Below are 18,997 nucleotides of genomic sequence, written 5' to 3'. Positions count from 1 at the left end.
CGCCAAGGCTTTCGCCTCTCAGAACAGGTCGCCCTGCCCGGGCGGCGGGGCCTTGGCGCGTGGAGCGGCGGCGGGCTTCGGCCGGGGCGGCGGAGCCTCGCCCTCGCCGTCGATGCGCGCGCCGCGCGCGCCGTCGTCGAAGACCAGCCGGACGGCCTGTCCGGGCTGGAGGGCGGCGGCGGCGGCGATCATGACGCCGTCCTCGCTCTCGACGCGGGCGAAGCCGGGTTTGGGCCGTTTGGGATCGAGAGTGGCGAGGGCGCGGGCGAGGGCGGCGAGACGGTCGCCGTCCCGCTCCAGCCGGCGGGGCAGGGTGGGGGCGAAGCGGGCGGTGGTCGCGCCGAGCCGGTCGCGGCGGCGTTCGAGGGCGCGGTCGAGCACGGCGGGCGACAGGCGACCGGCGACGGTGATCAGCTGGCGCTCGTGCACCGCCACATTGCGATGCAGGGCCGAACCGAGGCGGCTGCCGGCGAGGTCGAGCCTCTGGCGGGGCAGGGCCAGCAGGTCTTCGGGCCGGACCGGCAGGCCGCGGGCGACGGAGCTCAGACGGGTGCGGCGTTCCTCGATCAACCGCCCGCCGGCGCGGACCAGACGCCGGTCGAGATCGAGCACCGTGGCGCGCAGGTCGGCCAGAACCGGCGTAGCGATCTCGGCCGCGCCGGTGGGCGTCGGGGCGCGGCGGTCCGAGACGAAATCGATCAGGGTGGTGTCGGTCTCGTGGCCCACCGCCGAGATGATCGGGATGCGGGCGGCGGCGACGGTTCGGGCCAGACCCTCGTCGTTGAAGCACCAGAGGTCCTCGACCGAGCCGCCCCCGCGGGCGACGATCAGCAGGTCGGGGCGGGGGATGGGCCCGCCCGTGGTCAGGGCGTCAAACCCGCGGATGGCGTTGGACACCTGACCGCAGGCGGCCTCGCCCTGCACCACCACTGGCCAGACGATGACGCGGCAGGGCCAGCGCTCGGCGATCCGGTGCAGGATGTCCCGGATCACCGCGCCGGTCGGGCTGGTGATGACGCCGATGACGGCGGGGAAGGTCGGGATCGGCTTCTTGCGGGCCGGGTCGAACAGGCCCTCGCCCTGAAGGCGGACCTTGAGCCGCTCCAGCTGGGCCAGCAGGGCGCCGGCGCCGGCGGGCTCCATGGTCTCGATGACGATCTGGTACGACGACCGGGCCGGATAGGAGGTGATCTTGCCGGTGACGATCACCTCGAGCCCGGTCTCGGGCTGCACGCCGAGGCCGCGCGCCTGACCCTTCCAGACAACGCCGTCGATGCAGGCCTTGTCGTCCTTGAGCGTCAGATAGACATGGCCCGAGGCGTGGCGGTTCACCTTGGAAATTTCGCCGCGCAGCCGGACATGGCCGAACCGGTCCTCCAGCGTCCGCTTGAGCGCGAACGACAGCTCGGAGATCGACAGGGGCGGATTGTTGTCGCGGGGCGCCGCCGGTTCGTCGGCCGGGCCCTCGAAAACGTAGGAGTCGTCGCTCATGCAGGCAGAGTAGCGGGGTGAGCGTGCGAGCGGGAGGGGGAGATGCGGAATGTCGGCAACGGGGGCAGGCGGACATCAGTCCAGCCCTCCGGCATCAATACGGACGACAGGAGGGTAAACGGACGCTAGCCTTCGTCAGAGCGGTGGGCTCATCCGGGGGGATTTGATTTGAGCGCCTTCGAGTTCTTCTTCAGCTTCTTCGGGCTCATCCTCGGTCTCTCCGTCGCCGAGGTGATGACGGGGTTCGCGCGCGTGCTGAAGCGGCGCAACCGTATCCGGATGGGGTACGTCACCCCCCTGCTGGCCGGACTTCTGCTGCTCGATCTGGCGAGCTTCTGGTCCAACACCTGGGGGATGATGCAGCAGATCCAGATCAGCCTGCATCTGCTGATCGTCGGCGTGGTGGTGGCGGGGACCTATTTCCTGGCCGCCTCGCTCGTGTTTCCGGACGATCTGGATGAGTGGAACTCGCTGGACGCCTTCTACGACACCCACAAGCGCTGGGTCGTGGGCGGGGTCTGGCTGGCCAACATGGTTTCGGGCATCGGCTTCACCGCCTTCGTGACCACGCCCGACGAATTCTGGCCGAACATGGTCAGCGCCGACAGTCTGATCACCGTGGCCACGTTCAGCGCCATCATGGGCGGGGCGGCCTTCATTCGCGACCACCGGATAAACGCGGCCCTGTTCGTCGTCGGTATGGCGCTCTACCTGTTCTGAGCGAGCTGGGTCTGGATCAGCCGGCCCGCCGGTAGTGCAGGGCGACGACGCCGTTGCGGAAGGGCGTGGCGGAGATCAGGTCGAGCCGGCGCGTGCCGGGCAGCCCATCCTGGTAGAGGGTGGGCCCGTGGCCGGCGATCCGGGGATGAACGAGGAACCTGTACTCGTCGATCAGATCGAGCCGGTCGAGCTCGGTCGCCAGCTTGCCGCTGCCCAGGAGGACGCCGGCGGGGGTTGCGTCCTTGAGCCCCTGCACGGCCGCGCGCAGGTCGCCGGCGAGATGGTGGCTGTTGGTCCACGGGAAGTCCGTACGCGTCGACGAGACGACATATTTCGGCTTGGGCTCCAGCTTGACCGCCCACTCGAGGATCGCCGGCGGCGCCTCCACCTCCCCGCGGGCAACGGCCGGCCAGTAGCCTTCCATCATCTCGTAGGTGACGCGGCCCCACAGCATCGCCCCGGCCTCGTCCATGAGACGGGTGAAGAAGGCGTGCGTCTCGTCGTCGGCGATCCCCTCACGGTGGTCGACGCAGCCGTCCAAGGTGATGTTGAGGCTGAAGGTCAGGAGTCCCATGCGGGGAGCCTAGGCGACGGAGGACATGCGGGCCAGCAGCCGATCGAGGGCCGGCGGAGGCTACATCCCGGGTGTGGCGATCCAGACGGAGACGCTGCCGTTGTCGTTCGTGCGCGCTCCCATGGTGAACTGCGGCGCAACTCCGGGCCCTTCCCTGTAGTAGAAGCGCACCTCATTGCCCTCCCGACGCGTGCTGAAGTCTTCCAGCGTGATGGCTTCCAGCTGGGCCAGCGCACCCGCCAGATCGCCGGACGGGACCGTGACGCTGCAGCGAAGCGTCGGTGCAAATGATGAGCTGATTGACATCGAGGCCCGGTACTCCGTGTTGTCGGAGCGAGGCCGCACGTGCCAGTTCTGTCCGGGATCCAGCGTCCAGCCGGCGGCCCACCGCGGCTGTGTGTTGCCCTCAGAAACGACGTAGCTGAGACAGGGCGAAATCACCGATGAGACGACCCGGCGATCCTCCACGTCCCAATGGGCGGAGAGGGCCGGCGCAGATTGCACGGCGGCGATGACGGCGAAGGCGGCGAGCATGGGTAGGGAGCTCCAACGACAGTCGTTCAGTCTGCGGACCGGTGTTCGATCATGTCAACGTCACGGCCGGTCGCCGTAGCAGAATGCCGGGCCGAGGCGCTCGAATGAGACTGTCCGGTGGACCGTCACCTGTGAACGCCACAGACCCATATGACCGGCGCCGAAGGGGCGTTGGATCCGGTGACCGATGAAGGTGACCAGGAAGGGCTGGATGGTGTAGCAGCCCCGGTCGTCGTCATATCCCGGCTCCTCCACGAGTTCGTCCAAACGGGGCTGGTCGAACGGATAGTCGAGCCAGTCGGTCGCGGCGACGGGCAGAGGCTCCGTTGGAGTGGCGGTCGCGCCTTCGACGAACGTCGAGCCCTCGAACTGCAGGAGCCAGACGCCGGAAAACTGACGGTCGTGACCGTCCGCGCCGACTTCAGGGGCGGGCGAAAGCGCGAGAGTGAGCGCGACGAGGCTGAGCCATTTGAAGGCCATGGATGAGCTAACCACGTTTCCCGACGGGCGCAACGGGGGTGGCGCGGTAGCCAAACCCTACCGCGATGTAATGCCAAGGGCTCTGGACGAACCTCGTTAGCGGGCCTCCCATCGCCGCGCGCCGGAGGAGATCGGGAAGCGACGCTTTTCGAGGGGCGCGCCATCGGGAGGATGGATCGTGGACAAGGGTGGAGTCTCGCGGCGCATGTTCGCCGCACAGGCCGCGGCAATTGGCGCGGCGCTCGCATTCGGAGGGGCCTCGGCCCGGGCGGCGCCGGTGGCGCGCAACGAACGGCGCGATCTGTTTCCGCAGGGGGTGGCGTCAGGCGATCCGCGCCCGGACAGCGTGATCCTGTGGACGCGGCGGGCGCCGGATAGCAGCGGCGCCTCGCACCGGCTGGCGGTCGAGGTCGCGGCCGATCCCGGGTTCCGGGATGTGGTCGCGCGGGGCGATGTCGCGGTCACCGCGGCGACGGACTGGACCTGCCGCTTTCTCGCCGCGGGGCTGAGGCCGGGGCGGGAATACTGGTACCGCTTTGTCGACGAGGCGGGGAATTCGAGCCGGGTGGGCCGCACCGTCACGGCGCCGGCGGACAACGACGACCGCCCCGTGAAGTTCGCCTTCGTCAGCTGTCAGGACGTCACCCAGGGCGCGATGAACGCCTACCGGCGCATGCTGTACGAGGACGCGCGCCGACCACACGCCGAGCAGCTGGGCTTCGTCCTGCACCTGGGCGACTTCCTCTACGAACTGGTCTGGTACGCCGACGAGCGGCCCGGCGGCATGGAGCGGGGGCGGCGGCTGCGCGATATCGTGCGCTATCCGACCGGCGAGAAGGTCGGGACCTTCCACATTCCGGCGAATCTGGAGGACTACCGCACGGCCTGGCGCGGTTATCTGTCGGACCCGGACCTGCAGGACGCCCGGGCGCAATGGCCGTTCGTGCCCGTGTGGGACAATCACGAGTTCAACTGGCGCTCGTACCAGAGCCAGCAGATCATCAACGGCGAGATCCGGCCGGCTCAGACGCTGAAGGTCGCGGCGAGCCAGGCCTGGTACGAGTTCCAGCCGGCGCGGGTGCGCAAGCCGGGCAGCGGAGACGTGTTCGAGGCGCCGGCGGTCGAGAACCAGCCGCTGACCGCGCTGGACGCGCGCGGCCTCGGGCAGGAGCCGAACAATCTGGCGGCCATCAACGCGCTGCAGATCCGGCGGGCGTTCCGGTACGGCCGGAACGTCGAGATGATCCTGACCGACAACCGGTCGTTCGGTTCACCCGGCGGGGATTACAGCGGGCTGCCGGAGATCAAGTTCGCGGCCATGCCGGAGGAGATGCTGGAGATCCTCGATCAGGCCCGCGAATACGGTGGCGGTTCGCCGCCCGCGACCATCCGGGTCGGGGAGGAGATCGAGTTTCCCAATCCCCACGTGGACGCTCCGCCGGAGGCCTATCTCGGGCTCGAGCAGATGGCGTGGTTCAAGGACCGGCTGCGGGGCGCCGAGGCGCCGTGGAAGATCTGGGGTCATTCCTTCGGCACCCTGACCGGACGCACCGATCCGCAGAACCTGCCCGAGGCGTTCGCTGACCAGTGGCCGGCGGGCGCCGGGTACGGCGTGACGACCGGCGCCTATGGGCTGGAGCACGGCGAGATCTTCGACATGGTGCGCGAGGAGGGGATCACCGGCTTCACCATTCTGGCGGGCGACAGACATGCGTTCTGGGCCGGCTATACGAGCAAGACCCTGCCGCCGCGGGCGTTCGATCCGGTCGGCGTCGAGTTCGTCACGGGGTCGATCTCGGCCCAGACGCTCGGGGAGGTCCAGGCGCTGACGATGCCGAAGGACCGGCCGCTGCGGGCGCTCAATATTCACGACAGGCCGGACGGCTCTATGGAGTGCGCCTGGAACATGACCCTGTTGCACGGGGTGCAGTCCTCGCTCGTGCTGAAGGAGACAGGGGATGCCGATCGGGCGCGGGCGGCGCGCAATCCGGAACTGGCGCCGCATCTGAAATTCCTCGACTACGCCGGCCATGGCTACACGACGGTGCGAGCGTCGCGCGACGAACTGGAGACCGAGTTCGTCTGTATTCCGGTGCCGCTGGAGCGCAGCGAAACGGAGGATGGCGGGCCGCTGCGGTATCGCGTGGCGCACCGGGTTCCGCTGTGGCGGGCGGGGGAGGCTCCGCGACTGACGCAGGAAGTCCTCGAAGGCGATCCGGGGCTGGCGGTCTGAGCCAAAAGAAAAGGCCGGCGGATCGCTCCGCCGGCCTTGGAGGGTCTTCGCTTGGGGGAGATCAGTAGGCGGCGCGCAGCTCGATGCCGAAGGTGCGCGGGGCGTTGAAGTTGCCGTAGTCGCCGAGGGTCGCCCGGTTGGCCGGGTCGCGGCGGTAGACGTGAGCCTCGTCGAACAGGTTGCGCGACCAGAGCGCCACCTCGAGGGTCGGACCGCCGGGGTTGGTGGCGATATCGGCGATGGCGAGGCGGGCGTTGACGATGAAGGAAGAGTCGTTCTTCACGTCCGTCTGGTCGAACGTCTGGGTCGCGTCGGCATAGTTGGCGTCGATGTGGGCGCGGAAGGTGACGTCGTTCTCGAACGACGATTCCCAGTCGGCGGCCACGCTGGCGGCGTTCGGCGGGGTGAAGACGATGAACACCGGCTGGACCACGCCCGTGAACGGGTTCTGGGTCGGCGGGATTTCGGTGTCGGTGTAGGTGTAGGAGGCCGACAGACGCAGGTTGTCGGTGATCTGGGCCATGCCTTCGAGCTCGACGCCGCGGATTTTCGTGGTGCCGGGAGCGTTGATCGTTTCCAGCGTGTTCCGGGTCGAGGCGCCGATCACGGTGACGAGGCTGAAGTCGATCTGGCTGCCTTCGCGATCCATGGCGTAGACGGCGGCGTTCAGGCGGACCCGGTTGTCGAACAGGTCGCTCTTGAGGCCGATCTCGTAGGCCTTGACCTCTTCGGCGTCGAACGAGCGGTAGGTCAGCGAGCGCGAGGACGCGCCGCCGGCCCGGTAGCCGGTCGAATATTTGGCGTAGAGGTTGACCCGGTTGGTCACGTCATAGGCCAGGGTCACCAGCGGATCGAAGCGGTCGGTCGAGGTGTCGAAAGTGAAGTTGGTCGCCACGTTGTTGACCTTGGACAGCACGCCGTCCTTGTCGTCCCAGGTGTAGCGGCCGCCGACGGTGAGGTGCAGCGCGTCCTCGAGGATGTCGGGCGTGAAGGTCGCCTGACCGTAGACGGCCTTGGATTCCGAGTGGGCCGTCGAGGCGCGGTCCAGCGAGCGGAAGCCGCGGATGGTCGGGGTCGGGTCGAGGATGGTGTAGCCGGTGCCGTCGGCGTTCCAGCGGTTGGTCGAGGGCGTCGCCGCGTCGTCCGAGACGGTTTCCTTGAAGTAGTAGAGGCCGCCGACGTAGTCGAGGCGGTCGCCGAGCGAGCCGACGGCCTGGAACTCCTGGCTGAACTGGTGCTGCCACAGACCGGCCAGCGAGTAGCGGCTGAAGTTGGCGTTGGGGCCGACGACCGGCGGACGGTGGGCGCCGGCGATGTTGTCGTACTGCTCGACGTCGACTTCACGGTAGGCGGTGATGGAGCGGATCTCCAGCTCGTCGGTCGGACGCCACGACAGGTGCAGGTCGGCGCCGCTGGTTTCGTCGGTGCTCCACTGCTGCGGCACGCCGATGTCGGCGCGGGTCATGCGGTTCTCGCCCTCGACGACGACGAGGGGCGACAGGCCGCGGATGCTGCCGGCCGGGACGGTCGGGGAGGTGAACGGCACGACCGGGCGGCCCAGCGGGTTGAAGTTCAGCAGCTGGCTGTAGAAGGGCGTGTTCTTGTCGGTGCCGGTGTCGGCGGCCAGATCGGCGGTGAAATTGTCCGTGGGGGTCCAGCGGACCTGACCGCGCAGGCCGCGCCGGTCGTACTGGCCGAAGCCTTCCTCGCCGGGGAGGATGTTCTCGGTGACCGGGCCCTGCACCTGGATGACGCCGTCGACCTTGAAGGCGAAGTCGCCGAGAGCCGGGAAGTCGATGTGCATTTCCGAGCTGTAGGACTCGAGGTTGCCGACGCCGGCGACGGCGCGCATGCCGAACTCGCCGGTCGGCTTGCGCGTCACCAGCGACAGGGCGCCGCCTTCGGTGTTGCGGCCGAACAGCGTGCCCTGCGGCCCCTTCAGGACCTCGATGCGCTCGATGTCGAGCAGGGCGGCGCCGAGGCCGTGCTGACGGCCCAGGTAGACGCCGTCGACATAGACGCCGACGCCCTGCTCGCGGGCGGGCTGGTTGGCGTCGAGCGGAACGATGCCGCGGATGCCGATGGTCAAGGCCGACTGGCGGGCCTCGAAAGTCGCCACGCGCAGGCCGGGAACGGCGCCGTCGGCGAGGTCGATGAGGCTCTGGACGTGACGGTTCTCAAGGTCCTCGGCGCTGGTCACCGTGATCGAGATGGGCGTGTCCTGGAGATTGGTCTCGCGCTTGGTGGCCGTGACGATGACGTCATCCAGACCGCTGATCGGATCCTCGTTCGGATCGGTGATGACGGCGTCCGGATCGGTGACGATGGCCTGTGCATGGGCGGCGACCGGCGCGGCGGCCAGGGTCATCAGAGCCGTCCCGAGCATGAGCTTGAGACGCAGGTGAGAGCGAGCGAGCATCCAGGTAACCCCCGTTGTGTGTACGGCGGGCCATAGGCCGCGTTCGTGTCGGCTCGTTGCACCTTCGGCGAAGCTTGCTTGTTGTTCGCGTGTCGGTCGCGTGGCGATAGGGACGTGGGCGGAGGGTTTTCGGGAACGGGCCGCGGGACGGGCGCGGAACCGGGGCCATGCGCCGTCGTTGGCGATGGATGGCCGCCGATCCTCCGAACACCGACCCAGTAGACCAGCAGCCGCGCGAGCGGGGGCTGGAGCGGCGGAGCGAAGGGCCGGCTGTCAGCCCATGGGTGATCGTCGGCCTGATCTTCATCCTCGGCGCGCTCGTCTACGTCGTTTCGGCGATGCTGTGACCCAACTGGAAGGACTTCGCCCATGAACCGCATTTCCATCGCCGCCCTCGGCCTGCTGGCGTTCGGCGTCGCGGCCTGCGGAAACCACGATGACGAGGTCGCGCAGGTGCCCGCGCCCGGCGCTGCGCCTGTGGCTATCGAAGGCGCGGCCGCCGAAAAGGCCACGGAGGTGGTCGCCCTCGCCTTCGGCATGAGCCGCGAGCAGCTGGAGGACGCAGACCTGCTGTCGGAGAACAACACCGATCTGGGCGACGTCGAGACGCTGGTGGTCGACAGTAATGGGACGCTGACCCATGTCGTGGTCGAGCTGGAGGGCGGCGATCTGAAAAAGGTCGTCCCGCTGAACAATCTCGGCGTCGGGGAACAGACGGACGGCAGTTCGAAGGATCTGATCACCGACCTGTCCGCGGCCCAGCTGCAGGCGCTGCCGGACTGGACCCCTCCGGCGCGCTAGCCGGGGCGAATAACCCTCCCTGGCGCTTGACCGCCTTCGCAGGTGCGGTCATTGCGCGGGGATGAACATCCTGCTGGTGGGATCGGGCGGACGCGAGCACGCCCTGGCGTGGAAGATCGCCCAGTCGCCCCTCGTGCGGCGGCTGGTCATCGCGCCGGGCAATCCCGGCATGGATAAATTGGGCGAGCGGGCGCCCCTGAAGGTTACGGACGCTGACGGCCTGTGCGCCCTGGCGCGCGAGATGAAGGCCGATCTGGTGGTCGTCGGGCCGGAGACGGCGCTGGAGGCGGGGCTGGCCGACCGGCTGGCCGTCGCGGGGATCCCCTGTTTCGGTCCGACCAAGCGGGCGGCGCAGCTGGAAACCTCGAAGGCGTTCTCCAAGGCCTTCATGGAGCGGCACGAAATCCCGACGGCGGGTTACGGCGTCTATGAGCGGCTGCACGAGGCGCGGCAGGCGCTGACGGTGTTCAAGCCGCCCTATGTGATCAAGGCCGACGGGCTGGCGGCCGGCAAGGGCGTGGCCATCTGCCCCAACAAGCGCGAAGCGGAGGCGGCGATCGAGCATATGCTCGGCGGCCGGTTCGGCACGGCCGGGGCGCGGGTCGTGATCGAGGAGTTCATGGACGGCGAGGAGGGCTCGCTGTTCGCGGTCTGCGACGGGCAGCGGGCGCTGCTGCTGGGCGGGGCGCAGGACCACAAGCGCGCCTATGACGGCGATCTGGGGCCTAACACCGGCGGCATGGGCAGCTATTCGCCGGCGCCGGTGTTCACGCCGGAGCTGGTCGAAGCGGCGGAACGGGACATCGTCACGCCGGTGATCGCTGGAATGGCGCGCGAGGGGATGCCGTACCGCGGCGTACTCTACGCCGGGCTGATGGCGACCGAGGACGGGCCCAAGGTGGTCGAGTTCAACGCCCGCTTCGGCGACCCGGAATGCCAGGTGCTGATGATGCGGCTGGACGGAGACATCGTGCCGCTGCTGCTGGCCTGCGCGCGGGGCGACCTGACACGCGTCGCGCCGCCGGAATTCCGGCCGGAGACGGTGATCTGCGTGGTGCTGGCGGCGAGCGGCTATCCGGACAGCCCTCTGGAAGGGTCGATCATCCGCGGAGCGGAGCAGAATTTCGGCCCGCATGTGCAGGTGTTCCACGCCGGCACGAAGCGCCAGAAGGACGGGCAGCTGGTCGCGGCGGGCGGCCGGGTGCTGAATGTCTGCGCCCGCGGCAAGGACATCGCCGAGGCTCGTCAGCGCGCCTATGCGGTGATCAAGAAGATCGACTGGCCCGGCGGCTTCCACCGCACGGATATCGGCTGGCGCGCGATGGAGCGGGAGCCGGGCAGCTCCGCGGGTTGAGCGGGCGGTCGAACCACCGGTCAGGTTGAAGGCGGATGAGGCGAGGCGCCCGCTGTGTTATCGTCCCGCGATGAGCGATCCAGGCAATGAGTTTTCCGAGGAGGCCGTCGTCTTCGTTTTCGAAGAGGCGGGCGAGCTGGACGCGCGCGAACAGAAGGCGATGGCGGACATCGACGCCGGCCGGTTCGTGACGCATGAGGCCGTGGTGCGCTGGCTGAAATCCTGGGGAACGGACAACGAGCTGCCGCCACCCAAATGCGGCGACTGATCTGGTCGACCGATGCGATCGACGACCTGCGGGCGATCCGATCCTACATCGCAGAGACCAATCCACTCGCTGCGTCACGCGTGGCTGCGAGGTTGGTGGATACAGCCAATGCCTTGGGCGCCTTTCCAGATCGGGGACGACCCGTGCGGTCAGGCCTGCGCGAGCTGACGAGCGCTCCGCCCTACATTATCCGATATGTGGTCTTGCCCGACGAGGTTAGAATAGCCTTCATCCGCCACGCCGCCCGTCGGCCTGAACCCTAGGCCCAGGCGAAGAGCAGGCGGCCTTCGCCCATGCGTTCGCGCAGGACCGGCAGATCGTGGTGGGCGACGGAGAAGCAGCCGTAGCTGCGGCCCAGCTTGCCTTCGCGGGCGAGGAAGTCCGGGTCGGCGTAGTCGGCCCCGTGGACGATGATGGCGCGCTCTCGGGCCATGTTGTTGGTGTATTCCAGACCGTCGAGCAGGACGTTGGGACCCTGCTGTGCGCCAAAGCCCGCGCCGGCCGTGGCGTAGGCGCCGACCGAGGACATGTAGCTGTCCGGCGTGTTCGAGAAATGCTCGGCGAAGCCGGTATGGGCCGGATCGGAGCCGCGGCCATGGCTGGTCCGCATCAGGGTGACGGCGCCGCCGTGCAGATCGACCTCGTACAGCCGCTCGTCGCCCGAGAATTTCTTGAAGTCGACCAGATACATGCGGTCGCGCTGGGTGATGCGGTCCTTGTGGATGTCGAGAGCCGCCATGGCCCGTTCCATCAGTTCCTTGCGGACCGAGCCTCGCGGGTCGAGCGGACGGGTGGAGTTCAGCTGCGAGGTGATGACCTCGGGTGCGCGCTCGACCTGAATGGTCGGGGCCGGCGGAACCTGGACCTGTGCGACCGTGACGGCCGGCCGGGTCGCCGCGGTGGCGCACCCCGACATCAGAGCCGCGCCGCCCAGTATGAATCCACGTCTCGCCAACTGCATGCGACGCCCCTCGCACGTTGAAGAAGTCACGGGTTGTTTCAAATCATGGCGCCCGGAGCAACCTGAGCCTTGGCGGAAACGGCGGGAGGTCTAAGGTGCGGGCGCTGTTCGGGAGGGGTTTCGTGAAGACGATCACATCGCTGGTGGCCGCCGCCGCCTTATTCGCCGCCACAAGCGTCGCCGCGCAAACACCGGCTGTCGCACCCGTTTCCCCACCTGAGGGAACCACGTTCGTGCAAGTGGGGCGGCTTATGGCCGATCCGGCGACGGGCGAGGTCGCGCGAGATAAAACTCTCGTGATCAGAGGGAACCAGATCGTCGAGGTGCTCGACGGCTTTGTCGGCGAGGGGCGGATCGTCGATCTGCGCGACTCGTTCGTGCTGCCCGGGCTGATCGACAGCCACGTGCATCTGACGGGCCAGCAGAACCCTAACGGGCGGCTGGAGGAGGTGACCCAGTCCAATGCCGAACAGGCGATGGTGGGGGCGCGTTACGCCCGGCGGACGCTGATGGCGGGCTTCACCACGGTGGCCGATCTGGGTGGAAGCAACGAGGCGGTGTTCGCCCTGCGTGACGCGATCCGACGGGGCGACGTGCCCGGACCGCGGATGATCGCGTCTGGACAGGCGGTGTCGATCCATGGGGGACACGGCGACATCAACGGCTTCCGCGAGGACGTCATGCATCTGCTGTCGCCCGAGAGCGTTTGCTCCGGGCCGGAGGACTGCATGCGGGCGGTGCGGCTGCAGGTCCGCTCGGGGGCCGACATCATCAAGATCACCGCCACGGGCGGGGTGCTTTCGAACACGGCGGCGGGGCTGGGCCAGCAGTTTTCGGACGCCGAACTGGCCGCGATCGTCGACGCGGGCCACCGGATGGGGCGGCAGGTGACGGCCCATGCGCACGGGGCGGACGGGATCAACAGCTTCCTGAGGGCCGGGGGCGACTCGATCGAGCACGGCACCTATCTGGATGCCGAGTCGATCCGGCTGATGCGGCGCGAGGGCGTGTATCTGGTGCCGACCCTGATGGCGGGGGACTATGTGGCGCGGATCGCCTCGGGCCCGGACAATTTCTTCACCCCCGCGCAAACGGCCAAGGCGATGCAGGCCGGGCCGCTGATGCTGGACATGGCGCGGCGGGCCCATGACGGCGGAGTGCGGATCGCCTTCGGCACGGACAGCGGTGTATCGGCGCACGGCGACAATGCGGGCGAGTTCGCCCTGCTGGTGCGGGCGGGGCTGACGCCGCTGGAGGCGATCCAGACGGCGACGGTCAATGCGGCCGCGCATCTGCGGATTTCGCAGGAGGCGGGGCGGATCGCGCCGGGCCTGCCGGCGGATCTGATCGCGGTGTCCGGGGACCCGCTGGCGGATGTCACGGAGCTGGAACGGGTGCGGTTCGTGATGCGGGGCGGGGTGGTTTACCGCGCCGAGTGATCCTTCTCCCGCAAGGGGAGCAGGAACCGGAAGAATCCAGCCTCATCCTCGAAGGCCGCTTTCACCGGCCAGCTGACGACCCGCGCGCGCCACTCGGGCGGCAGGCGGGACCAGTCCTTTTCGGTGGTGATCAGGGTCGCGCCGAACTGCTCCGCGCGGTCGGCGAGGAAGCGGAGGTCCTGCTCGCGGAAGGCGGCGTGGTCGGGGAAGGGGGCGAAATCCTTCAGGTCCGCGCCGGCGGCTTTGAGCGAGCGTTCGACCTTCCACGGCTTGGCGATGCCGGCGAAGCCGACGAGCGGTCCGGGCGGGGGCGGGGCGGCTGGCTGGAGCCGGGCGATGAAGACGGACAGGGCGCCGAAGGTCTCGACCAGTTCAGGGTCGGCGGCGGGCGCGTCGGCGGGCAGCAGGATGACCACGGCGTCGGCGCGGGCGAGGCCGGCTTTCAGCGGCTCGCGCATGGGGCCTGACGGGAAGACCGAGCCGTCGCCGAAGGGCCATTCGTCGTCGCGGGTCTCGCCGTCGACCACGATCAGGCTGAGGGTCTTCTTCAGGGCGGGGTTCTGGTGAGCGTCGTCGAGAACGATGGCCTGCGCCCCCGCTTCGGCGGCGGCGCGCGCGCCGGCGACGCGGTCGCGGGCGATCCATGCGGGGCTGTCGAGCGCCAGCATCAGGGGTTCGTCGCCGACGTCGCTGGCGCTGTGGACGGCGAGGTCCACGCGTGTCGGGCCTTCCAGCGCGCCGCCGTATCCGCGCGACAGGGCGTGGGCGTCGATGTCGGCGGCCCGGAGCAGGCGGAGCACCTCGCGGGCGACCGGGGTCTTGCCCGATCCGCCGACGGTCAGATTGCCGATGGAGATGATCGGGACGCCGGGGTCGACCGGCGTGGCGCGGGCGATGCGGCGGGCGGTGGCGGCGGCCCAGATCCATGAGACGGGCTTGAGCATCATCCGCGTCATCGGCGCGTGGCGGCGCTCGCGGTCGTACCACCAGCGCGGCGTGTTGAGCTTCATCGTCCGCCTCGCGAGGGCGGCGGGGGCAGCAGGGGCGTCAGGCTGTCCCACAGGCGGTCCAGCCCCGAGCCGGCCTCGGCGGCGGCGCGGCGACCGCGCTCGCCCATGGCCCGGGCGGCCTTGTCATCGGCGAGCAGGGGGGCGAGGGCGGCGGGCAGATCCCACGGGGCGTCGACGACCGCGAGGCCGCCGGCCTGCACCAGGGCGTCTGTGACGGCGGCCCAGTTCGACATGTCGGGACCGGTGACAGCGGGCTTGCCAAGGCGGGCGGGCTCGAGAGGGTTGTGGCCGCCGACAGGGGGCTTCTCCAGGGCGGCGGAGAAGGAGCCGCCCATGACGACGACGTCGGCGAGGCGCAGGAACAGGCCCATCTCGCCAAGGGTGTCGGCGACGTAGAGATCAGTGTCGCGGTCAGGCTCCCGGCCCTCGGAGCGCAGGGCGAAGCGGTAGCCGTCGCGGGTCAGGGCCGCGGCGATGGCGGCGCTGCGTTCCGGGTGGCGGGGCACGAGGATCAGGCACAGCCGGTCGGCCAGCTTGTCGAGGGCGCGGACGAGGGCGATCTCCTCGCCGTCGTGAGTGCTGGCGGCCACGACCACGGGCCGGTCGCCGATGGCGGCGCTGAGGCGGGTGAAGGCCCCCGGATCGTGCGGCGGGGCGGCCCCGGCCAGTTTCAGGTTCACATGGCCGTCGATGCGGGCGCCGAGGCTCTCCAGCCGGGCGGCTGAGGTCTCGTCCTGCGGCAGGACGCGGTCGAAGGCCGAGAGGATTTCACGCACGGCGGCGGGGAAGGGGCGCCAGCCGTCGGCGGTCGTTTCCGTGATGCGGGCGCTGGCGAGGATCAGTTTCACGCCGCGGCGGCGAGCCTCGAGGATCAGGTTGGGCCAGAGTTCGCTTTCGACGAAGACGGCGGCGACCGGCCGCCAGTGGTCGAGGAAGGCGGTCACCGTGCCCGGGGCGTCGACCGGCGCGAACTGGTGGATCACCCCGGGCGGAAGCCGCTTCGCCAGCAGGGTCGCCGAGGTCAGGGTGCCGGAGGTGACCAGAACGGTCAGGTCGGGGCGTTTCTCGCGCAGACGCTCGACGACCGGCAGCAGGGACAGGGTCTCGCCGACACTGACGCCGTGCAGCCAGACGAGGTCGCCGGCGGGGCGGGCGACGGAGGCGAGGCCGAGGCGCTCGTCGACGCGGGCGGGGTCTTCCTTGCCCTGTTTGGCGCGGGCGTCGAGCAGACGCGGGGCCAGCGGCTCCAGAATGCGGGTCAGGAGCCGGTATGCGGTGAGGGCGAGGCTCACGTCAGACCCGCTCCAGCCCGGTCAGGGCGTCGGCGGCGATTTCGAGGGCGTTGGTCTTCTCCCGCCACCGGTCGGCCACCTCGGCCAGATCGCCGCCTTCGGGGAAGGTGTCGATGTCCCAGATCACCGCGCCCTTGCCGAACGGCATGGGCAGCAGGGACCGGTCCCAGCTGTTGAGGCGGATGGCGGGGTTGCAGGACAGGCCGATGAAGAGAACCGGCGCCTTTGACAGTTTCGCCATCAGCGGCAGGCCCTCGGCCATGCTGCGGACCGGGCCGCGGGGGCCATCCGGCGTAATGGCGAGGCCGCCGACCTTGAGCTGGCGCAGACCGTCGCGCAGGGCCTGGGTGCCGCCCTTGTCGCGATCCGCCTTGTCCTTGTTGGACGAGGAGCCGCGCACCGCCGGAATGCCGAGCTGTGCCACGGCCTTGGCGACGAACTCGCCATCGGTGCTGCGCGAGATCACGCCCTTGACCGGCGGGGCGCGGTCGAGCGGCCAGCTGTAGGGGGCGAGGGAGGTGCGCGAATGCCAGAACACTACGAGGACCCCGCCGCCCTGTTTCCAGACGGCCTCGGCGACCTCCTGATTGCGGTGCTCCCAGCGGATGGTCGCGTAGCAGAAGCGCATCCACCGGGCGAGCAGCCAGGCGAGGACGCTCTGGATCACGGGGTTGCGGAGGGGCCTCATGAGACCGCCGCGACGGTGGCGGGGTCGCCGTCCAGAGACTGCTGCCGGGCCAGACGGGCATAGAGGCCGCCCTTGCGCACCAGCGAGGCGTGGGAGCCGGTCTCGACCACGCGCCCGGCCTCAATGACATAGATGCGGTCGGCGTTGCGGACGGTCGACAGGCGGTGGGCGATCATCAGGGTGGCGCGGCCTTCCATCAGCCGTTCCAGAGCGGCCTGCACCAGCGCCTCGCTCTCGGTGTCGAGGGCCGATGTGGCCTCGTCGAGCAGCAGAATCGGCGCGTCCTTGAGGAAGGCGCGGGCGATGGCGATGCGCTGACGCTGGCCGCCGGACAGGCGCAGGCCGGCCTCGCCGGCGCGCGTCTGATAGCCCTCGGGCAGGGCGGTGATGAAGTCGTGGGCGGCGGCGGCCGCGGCGGCGGCCTCGATCTCGGCCTGCGAGGCGCCGGGGCGGCCGTAGGAGATGTTGGCCGCGATGGTGTCGTCGAACAGGAAGGGCTCCTGCGTCACCAGGGCGATATGGGCGCGCAGGTCGTGCAGCTTGAGCTCGCGGATGTCCCGGCCGTTCAGGGTCACGGCGCCGGCCGTGACGTCGTAGAAGCGGGGCAACAGGCTGAGGATCGTGCTCTTGCCGCCGCCGGACGGGCCGACCAGGGCGACGGTTTCGCCGGGGGCTACGGTCAGGGACACGTCGGACAGGGTCGGTGCGCCGCCCTCGACGGTCGGTGCGTAGGCGAAGCTGACGTGGTCGAAGGCGACCGTCACGGGCCCGTGGTCCATGGCGGCGGCGTCGGGCGCCTCGCGGATTTCGGGCTGGATGTCGAGGGCGCCGAACAGGCGGCGGGCGGCGGTCAGGCCCTCGGCCATGACGGTCTGGAGGTTGGTGACCTGCCGCAGCGACTGACCCGCGGCCATCAGCAGACCGATGTAGGCCGCGAAGGCCCCGACGGTCATGGCGCCGTCCCGCGCGCGCCAGCCGGCATAGGCCATGACGGCGGCGACCACGAACATGGCCACGAGATTGGAGAAGGGCCCGGCGAAGGCGCGGCTGTCGGCGGATTTGATGACGTGGCGCTGACGGCGGTTGACGACCTCGCCGACGCGCGCCTCCTCGGCCGCCTCGCGGTTCTCGATCTTGATCAGCCGGACGCCGTCGAGGTTCTCCATCAGCGCGGTGGAGAGGTTGGAGGTCTCGACCATGGCGCCCGTGGTGGCCTTGCGCATCCGCTTGCCGAAGCGGCGCAGGACCAGTGCGATGATCGGCGCGCCCAGCAGGACGATCGCCGTCAGACGCCAGTCGGTCCAGGCCATATAGCTGAGCACGGCGATCAGGGTCAGGGCGTGCTGGGTGTAGTTGACGACGCCGTTGGTGAAGGCCTCGCGCACCAGATTGGCGTCGAACAGCACCGAGGAGACGAAACCGCCCGAGTGCTGGCTGCGCAGGCGGGCGAGATCGGCCCGGATCATGGAGCCGAACAGCCGCACCTGAATGTCGCCAACGATGCCGTGGCCGAGCCGGTTGACGAGCGCGGCCTGACCGAGGGCGGCGGCGGTCCAGATCAGGCCCGCGCCGATGATGATCAGGGGAATGCCGGTCAGGGCCTGACCGGGGGGCACGGTGAAGACCTTCCAGATCGTCACGGGCTTGCCGAGAAACAGGCCGTCGATGGCGGGCTCGAGCAGCTGCAGCACCGTGGCGGCCATGACGCCGACGACGGCGGCGCAGGCGATCGACAGGAACAGCGGCGTCCTGTGATGCGAGAGATAGTCGCGCCAGATTCGGCCCAGGAGCGGGCGCGTGGACTCCTTCTCGTCGGCGGCGGGCGCGGGCGTCGTCATCGGTCCGAGGTCGGACGGGAGCGGGGGGAAGTCAAGCGGGGATGGATCGCTACTGGCGGAAGGCCGTCGCGACCTGTTCTTCGGTGATAGCGATCTCGCCGTCTATGGGACCCCGCAGAAGTTGGGCTGGAGGAATCGTGGGATTCATTGCGTAGGAATCGCCGTCGAAGGGCAGGACGACGAACTTCGGACCCTCGCCGGGGTAGTAGTCGCCGCGCACCCGGACCGAGAGGTCGGGCATGCCGTTTGTCCGCGTCGTCAAAACCCGGACGGGCGCGTGAGACACGGTTGTGCGGCTCAGTTGTTTCAGCCCTTCGCTATCCGGCTCCAGAACCAGCAGGTTACAGCCGCCCGAGCCGCACCAGCCGCTGTCCGCCAGATAGACGAGGGTGATCCGGGGATGGGCCGGGCCGCCGTCCACCGTGCGGGCGACGACTGCCTTGAGCTGGGGCGCCCGGGCCTCAGCGGCGTAGACGCGCAGGAAGGCGGCGAGCGCCTGTCGGTCATCGACCTCTCCAAGGATGAACGCGCCATCCGTCGGAGCGAAGTCTTGGGGCGCTGTCGGCCGGGCAAGGGCGGCGGGAGTGACCCGAGGAGCCGGTGGGGTGTGCGTCGCCTGTGGAGAACAAGCCGCGAGTATGGCGCCGGCGCACACTATCGGCAGGAAGGGGATCGACCGGTGGTCTGACATGCAAGCCTCCCCTTCTGGCGACCTCTCGGGGCGGCCTGCTCAGCGGCGAGAACGGCACCGCCTTCAGGTCGCACCAGCGAGAATGCGCCGAAACATGCGCATTGTCTTTCGGCGTCCCCGCCTCGACCGTGGGAGCGCGCATGGTGATGGGTCGCCGAAGGAAGGCAAGAGGCCGGGATGACGGATGCGCCCCGAACCTCTATC

The 18,997-nt window shown here is 69.4% G+C and carries 19 protein-coding genes; 8 read left to right on the top strand and 11 right to left on the bottom strand.

All coding sequences use genetic code 11. The features are described 5' to 3' along the window. Positions 1 to 18: 18 nt before the first annotated feature. Positions 19 to 1,491: an exodeoxyribonuclease VII large subunit gene (gene xseA, locus GGQ87_RS01015; RefSeq protein WP_168044870.1), complete on the bottom strand. Its 1,473-nt coding sequence runs from the start codon at positions 1,489 to 1,491 to the stop codon at positions 19 to 21. A gap of 168 nt (positions 1,492 to 1,659) precedes the next feature. Here xseA and GGQ87_RS01010 point away from each other — a divergent pair, with 168 nt between their 5' ends. Then, complete coding sequence (locus GGQ87_RS01010) at positions 1,660 to 2,211, top strand: hypothetical protein (RefSeq protein WP_168044869.1); 552 nt, start codon at positions 1,660 to 1,662, stop codon at positions 2,209 to 2,211. Positions 2,212 to 2,227: 16 nt separating this feature from the next. Here the strand turns inward: GGQ87_RS01010 and GGQ87_RS01005 are convergent, their stop codons facing one another. Genes GGQ87_RS01005 through GGQ87_RS00995 form a run of 3 tightly spaced genes read right to left on the bottom strand, consistent with a single transcriptional unit; the run spans position 2,228 to position 3,799 of the window. After that, on the bottom strand, positions 2,228 to 2,785 hold the full coding sequence (locus GGQ87_RS01005) for a dihydrofolate reductase family protein (protein ID WP_168044868.1): 558 nt from the start codon (positions 2,783 to 2,785) through the stop codon (positions 2,228 to 2,230). 60 nt (positions 2,786 to 2,845) lie between these two features. After that, positions 2,846 to 3,319 carry a hypothetical protein gene (locus GGQ87_RS01000; protein WP_168044867.1) on the bottom strand — a complete coding sequence of 158 codons (474 nt, stop codon included), beginning with the start codon at positions 3,317 to 3,319 and terminating at the stop codon, positions 2,846 to 2,848. 60 nt (positions 3,320 to 3,379) lie between these two features. Then, positions 3,380 to 3,799 (bottom strand): hypothetical protein, encoded by a 420-nt coding sequence (locus GGQ87_RS00995; protein ID WP_168044866.1) that lies wholly within the window; start codon positions 3,797 to 3,799, stop codon positions 3,380 to 3,382. A gap of 178 nt (positions 3,800 to 3,977) precedes the next feature. Between GGQ87_RS00995 and GGQ87_RS00990 the strand changes: the two genes are divergently transcribed. Beyond that, entirely contained in the window at positions 3,978 to 6,032 is a 2,055-nt protein-coding gene (locus tag GGQ87_RS00990) for an alkaline phosphatase D family protein (RefSeq protein WP_209282369.1), read from the top strand. A 61-nt stretch (positions 6,033 to 6,093) separates the two neighbouring features. Here the strand turns inward: GGQ87_RS00990 and GGQ87_RS00985 are convergent, their stop codons facing one another. Then, positions 6,094 to 8,400: a TonB-dependent receptor gene (locus GGQ87_RS00985; RefSeq protein ID WP_209282368.1), complete on the bottom strand. Its 2,307-nt coding sequence runs from the start codon at positions 8,398 to 8,400 to the stop codon at positions 6,094 to 6,096. 218 nt (positions 8,401 to 8,618) lie between these two features. On the opposite strand from GGQ87_RS00985, the gene GGQ87_RS00980 reads away from it, so the two are divergent. The 5 genes from GGQ87_RS00980 to GGQ87_RS00960 all read left to right on the top strand — a co-directional run bounded on the left by GGQ87_RS00980 (position 8,619) and on the right by GGQ87_RS00960 (position 11,137). Further along, complete coding sequence (locus GGQ87_RS00980; RefSeq protein WP_168044686.1) at positions 8,619 to 8,798, top strand: hypothetical protein; 180 nt, start codon at positions 8,619 to 8,621, stop codon at positions 8,796 to 8,798. A 22-nt stretch (positions 8,799 to 8,820) separates the two neighbouring features. Next, on the top strand, positions 8,821 to 9,252 hold the full coding sequence (locus GGQ87_RS00975) for a hypothetical protein (protein ID WP_168044864.1): 432 nt from the start codon (positions 8,821 to 8,823) through the stop codon (positions 9,250 to 9,252). Between the two features lie 61 nt (positions 9,253 to 9,313). Continuing rightward, complete coding sequence (gene purD, locus GGQ87_RS00970) at positions 9,314 to 10,606, top strand: phosphoribosylamine--glycine ligase (RefSeq protein WP_168044863.1); 1,293 nt, start codon at positions 9,314 to 9,316, stop codon at positions 10,604 to 10,606. Between the two features lie 70 nt (positions 10,607 to 10,676). Further along, the gene (locus tag GGQ87_RS00965; RefSeq protein WP_245161388.1) at positions 10,677 to 10,874 is read left to right on the top strand and encodes a CopG family transcriptional regulator; all 198 of its coding nucleotides are present in this window, start codon (positions 10,677 to 10,679) and stop codon (positions 10,872 to 10,874) included. Beyond that, positions 10,862 to 11,137 carry a type II toxin-antitoxin system RelE/ParE family toxin gene (locus GGQ87_RS00960; RefSeq protein ID WP_168044862.1) on the top strand — a complete coding sequence of 92 codons (276 nt, stop codon included), beginning with the start codon at positions 10,862 to 10,864 and terminating at the stop codon, positions 11,135 to 11,137. Before GGQ87_RS00965 ends, GGQ87_RS00960 begins: the two co-directional genes overlap by 13 nt. Here the strand turns inward: GGQ87_RS00960 and GGQ87_RS00955 are convergent. Then, on the bottom strand, positions 11,134 to 11,835 hold the full coding sequence (locus GGQ87_RS00955) for a murein L,D-transpeptidase catalytic domain-containing protein (RefSeq protein ID WP_168044861.1): 702 nt from the start codon (positions 11,833 to 11,835) through the stop codon (positions 11,134 to 11,136). The genes GGQ87_RS00960 and GGQ87_RS00955 overlap by 4 nt on opposite strands. Before the next feature lie 122 nt (positions 11,836 to 11,957). On the opposite strand from GGQ87_RS00955, the gene GGQ87_RS00950 reads away from it, so the two are divergent. Next, positions 11,958 to 13,274, top strand: a complete 1,317-nt coding sequence (locus tag GGQ87_RS00950) for a metal-dependent hydrolase family protein (protein WP_425339261.1) — start codon at positions 11,958 to 11,960, stop codon at positions 13,272 to 13,274. On the opposite strand, the gene lpxK is transcribed toward GGQ87_RS00950, so the two are convergent. The 5 genes from lpxK to GGQ87_RS00925 are packed head-to-tail and all read right to left on the bottom strand — an operon-like array spanning position 13,259 to position 18,793. Continuing rightward, positions 13,259 to 14,284, bottom strand: coding sequence for a tetraacyldisaccharide 4'-kinase (gene lpxK, locus GGQ87_RS00945; RefSeq protein WP_168044859.1), 1,026 nt, complete (start codon positions 14,282 to 14,284; stop codon positions 13,259 to 13,261). The genes GGQ87_RS00950 and lpxK overlap by 16 nt on opposite strands. Then, a complete protein-coding gene (locus tag GGQ87_RS00940; RefSeq protein WP_168044858.1) occupies positions 14,281 to 15,576 on the bottom strand; it encodes a glycosyltransferase N-terminal domain-containing protein in 1,296 nt (431 codons plus the stop codon). Before GGQ87_RS00940 ends, lpxK begins: the two co-directional genes overlap by 4 nt. 1 nt (position 15,577) lies before the next feature. Beyond that, positions 15,578 to 16,264, bottom strand: a complete 687-nt coding sequence (locus tag GGQ87_RS00935) for a lysophospholipid acyltransferase family protein (protein WP_168044857.1) — start codon at positions 16,262 to 16,264, stop codon at positions 15,578 to 15,580. After that, positions 16,261 to 18,102, bottom strand: a complete 1,842-nt coding sequence (locus GGQ87_RS00930; protein ID WP_168044856.1) for an ABC transporter ATP-binding protein — start codon at positions 18,100 to 18,102, stop codon at positions 16,261 to 16,263. The genes GGQ87_RS00935 and GGQ87_RS00930 overlap by 4 nt, the downstream gene beginning before the upstream one ends. Positions 18,103 to 18,151: 49 nt before the next feature. Beyond that, complete coding sequence (locus GGQ87_RS00925) at positions 18,152 to 18,793, bottom strand: hypothetical protein (protein WP_168044855.1); 642 nt, start codon at positions 18,791 to 18,793, stop codon at positions 18,152 to 18,154. Positions 18,794 to 18,997: the final 204 nt, after the last annotated feature.

Source organism: Brevundimonas alba (assembly GCF_011927945.1).
Lineage (GTDB): Bacteria > Pseudomonadota > Alphaproteobacteria > Caulobacterales > Caulobacteraceae > Brevundimonas > Brevundimonas alba.
This window is presented reverse-complemented; position numbering and strand designations above follow the sequence as displayed.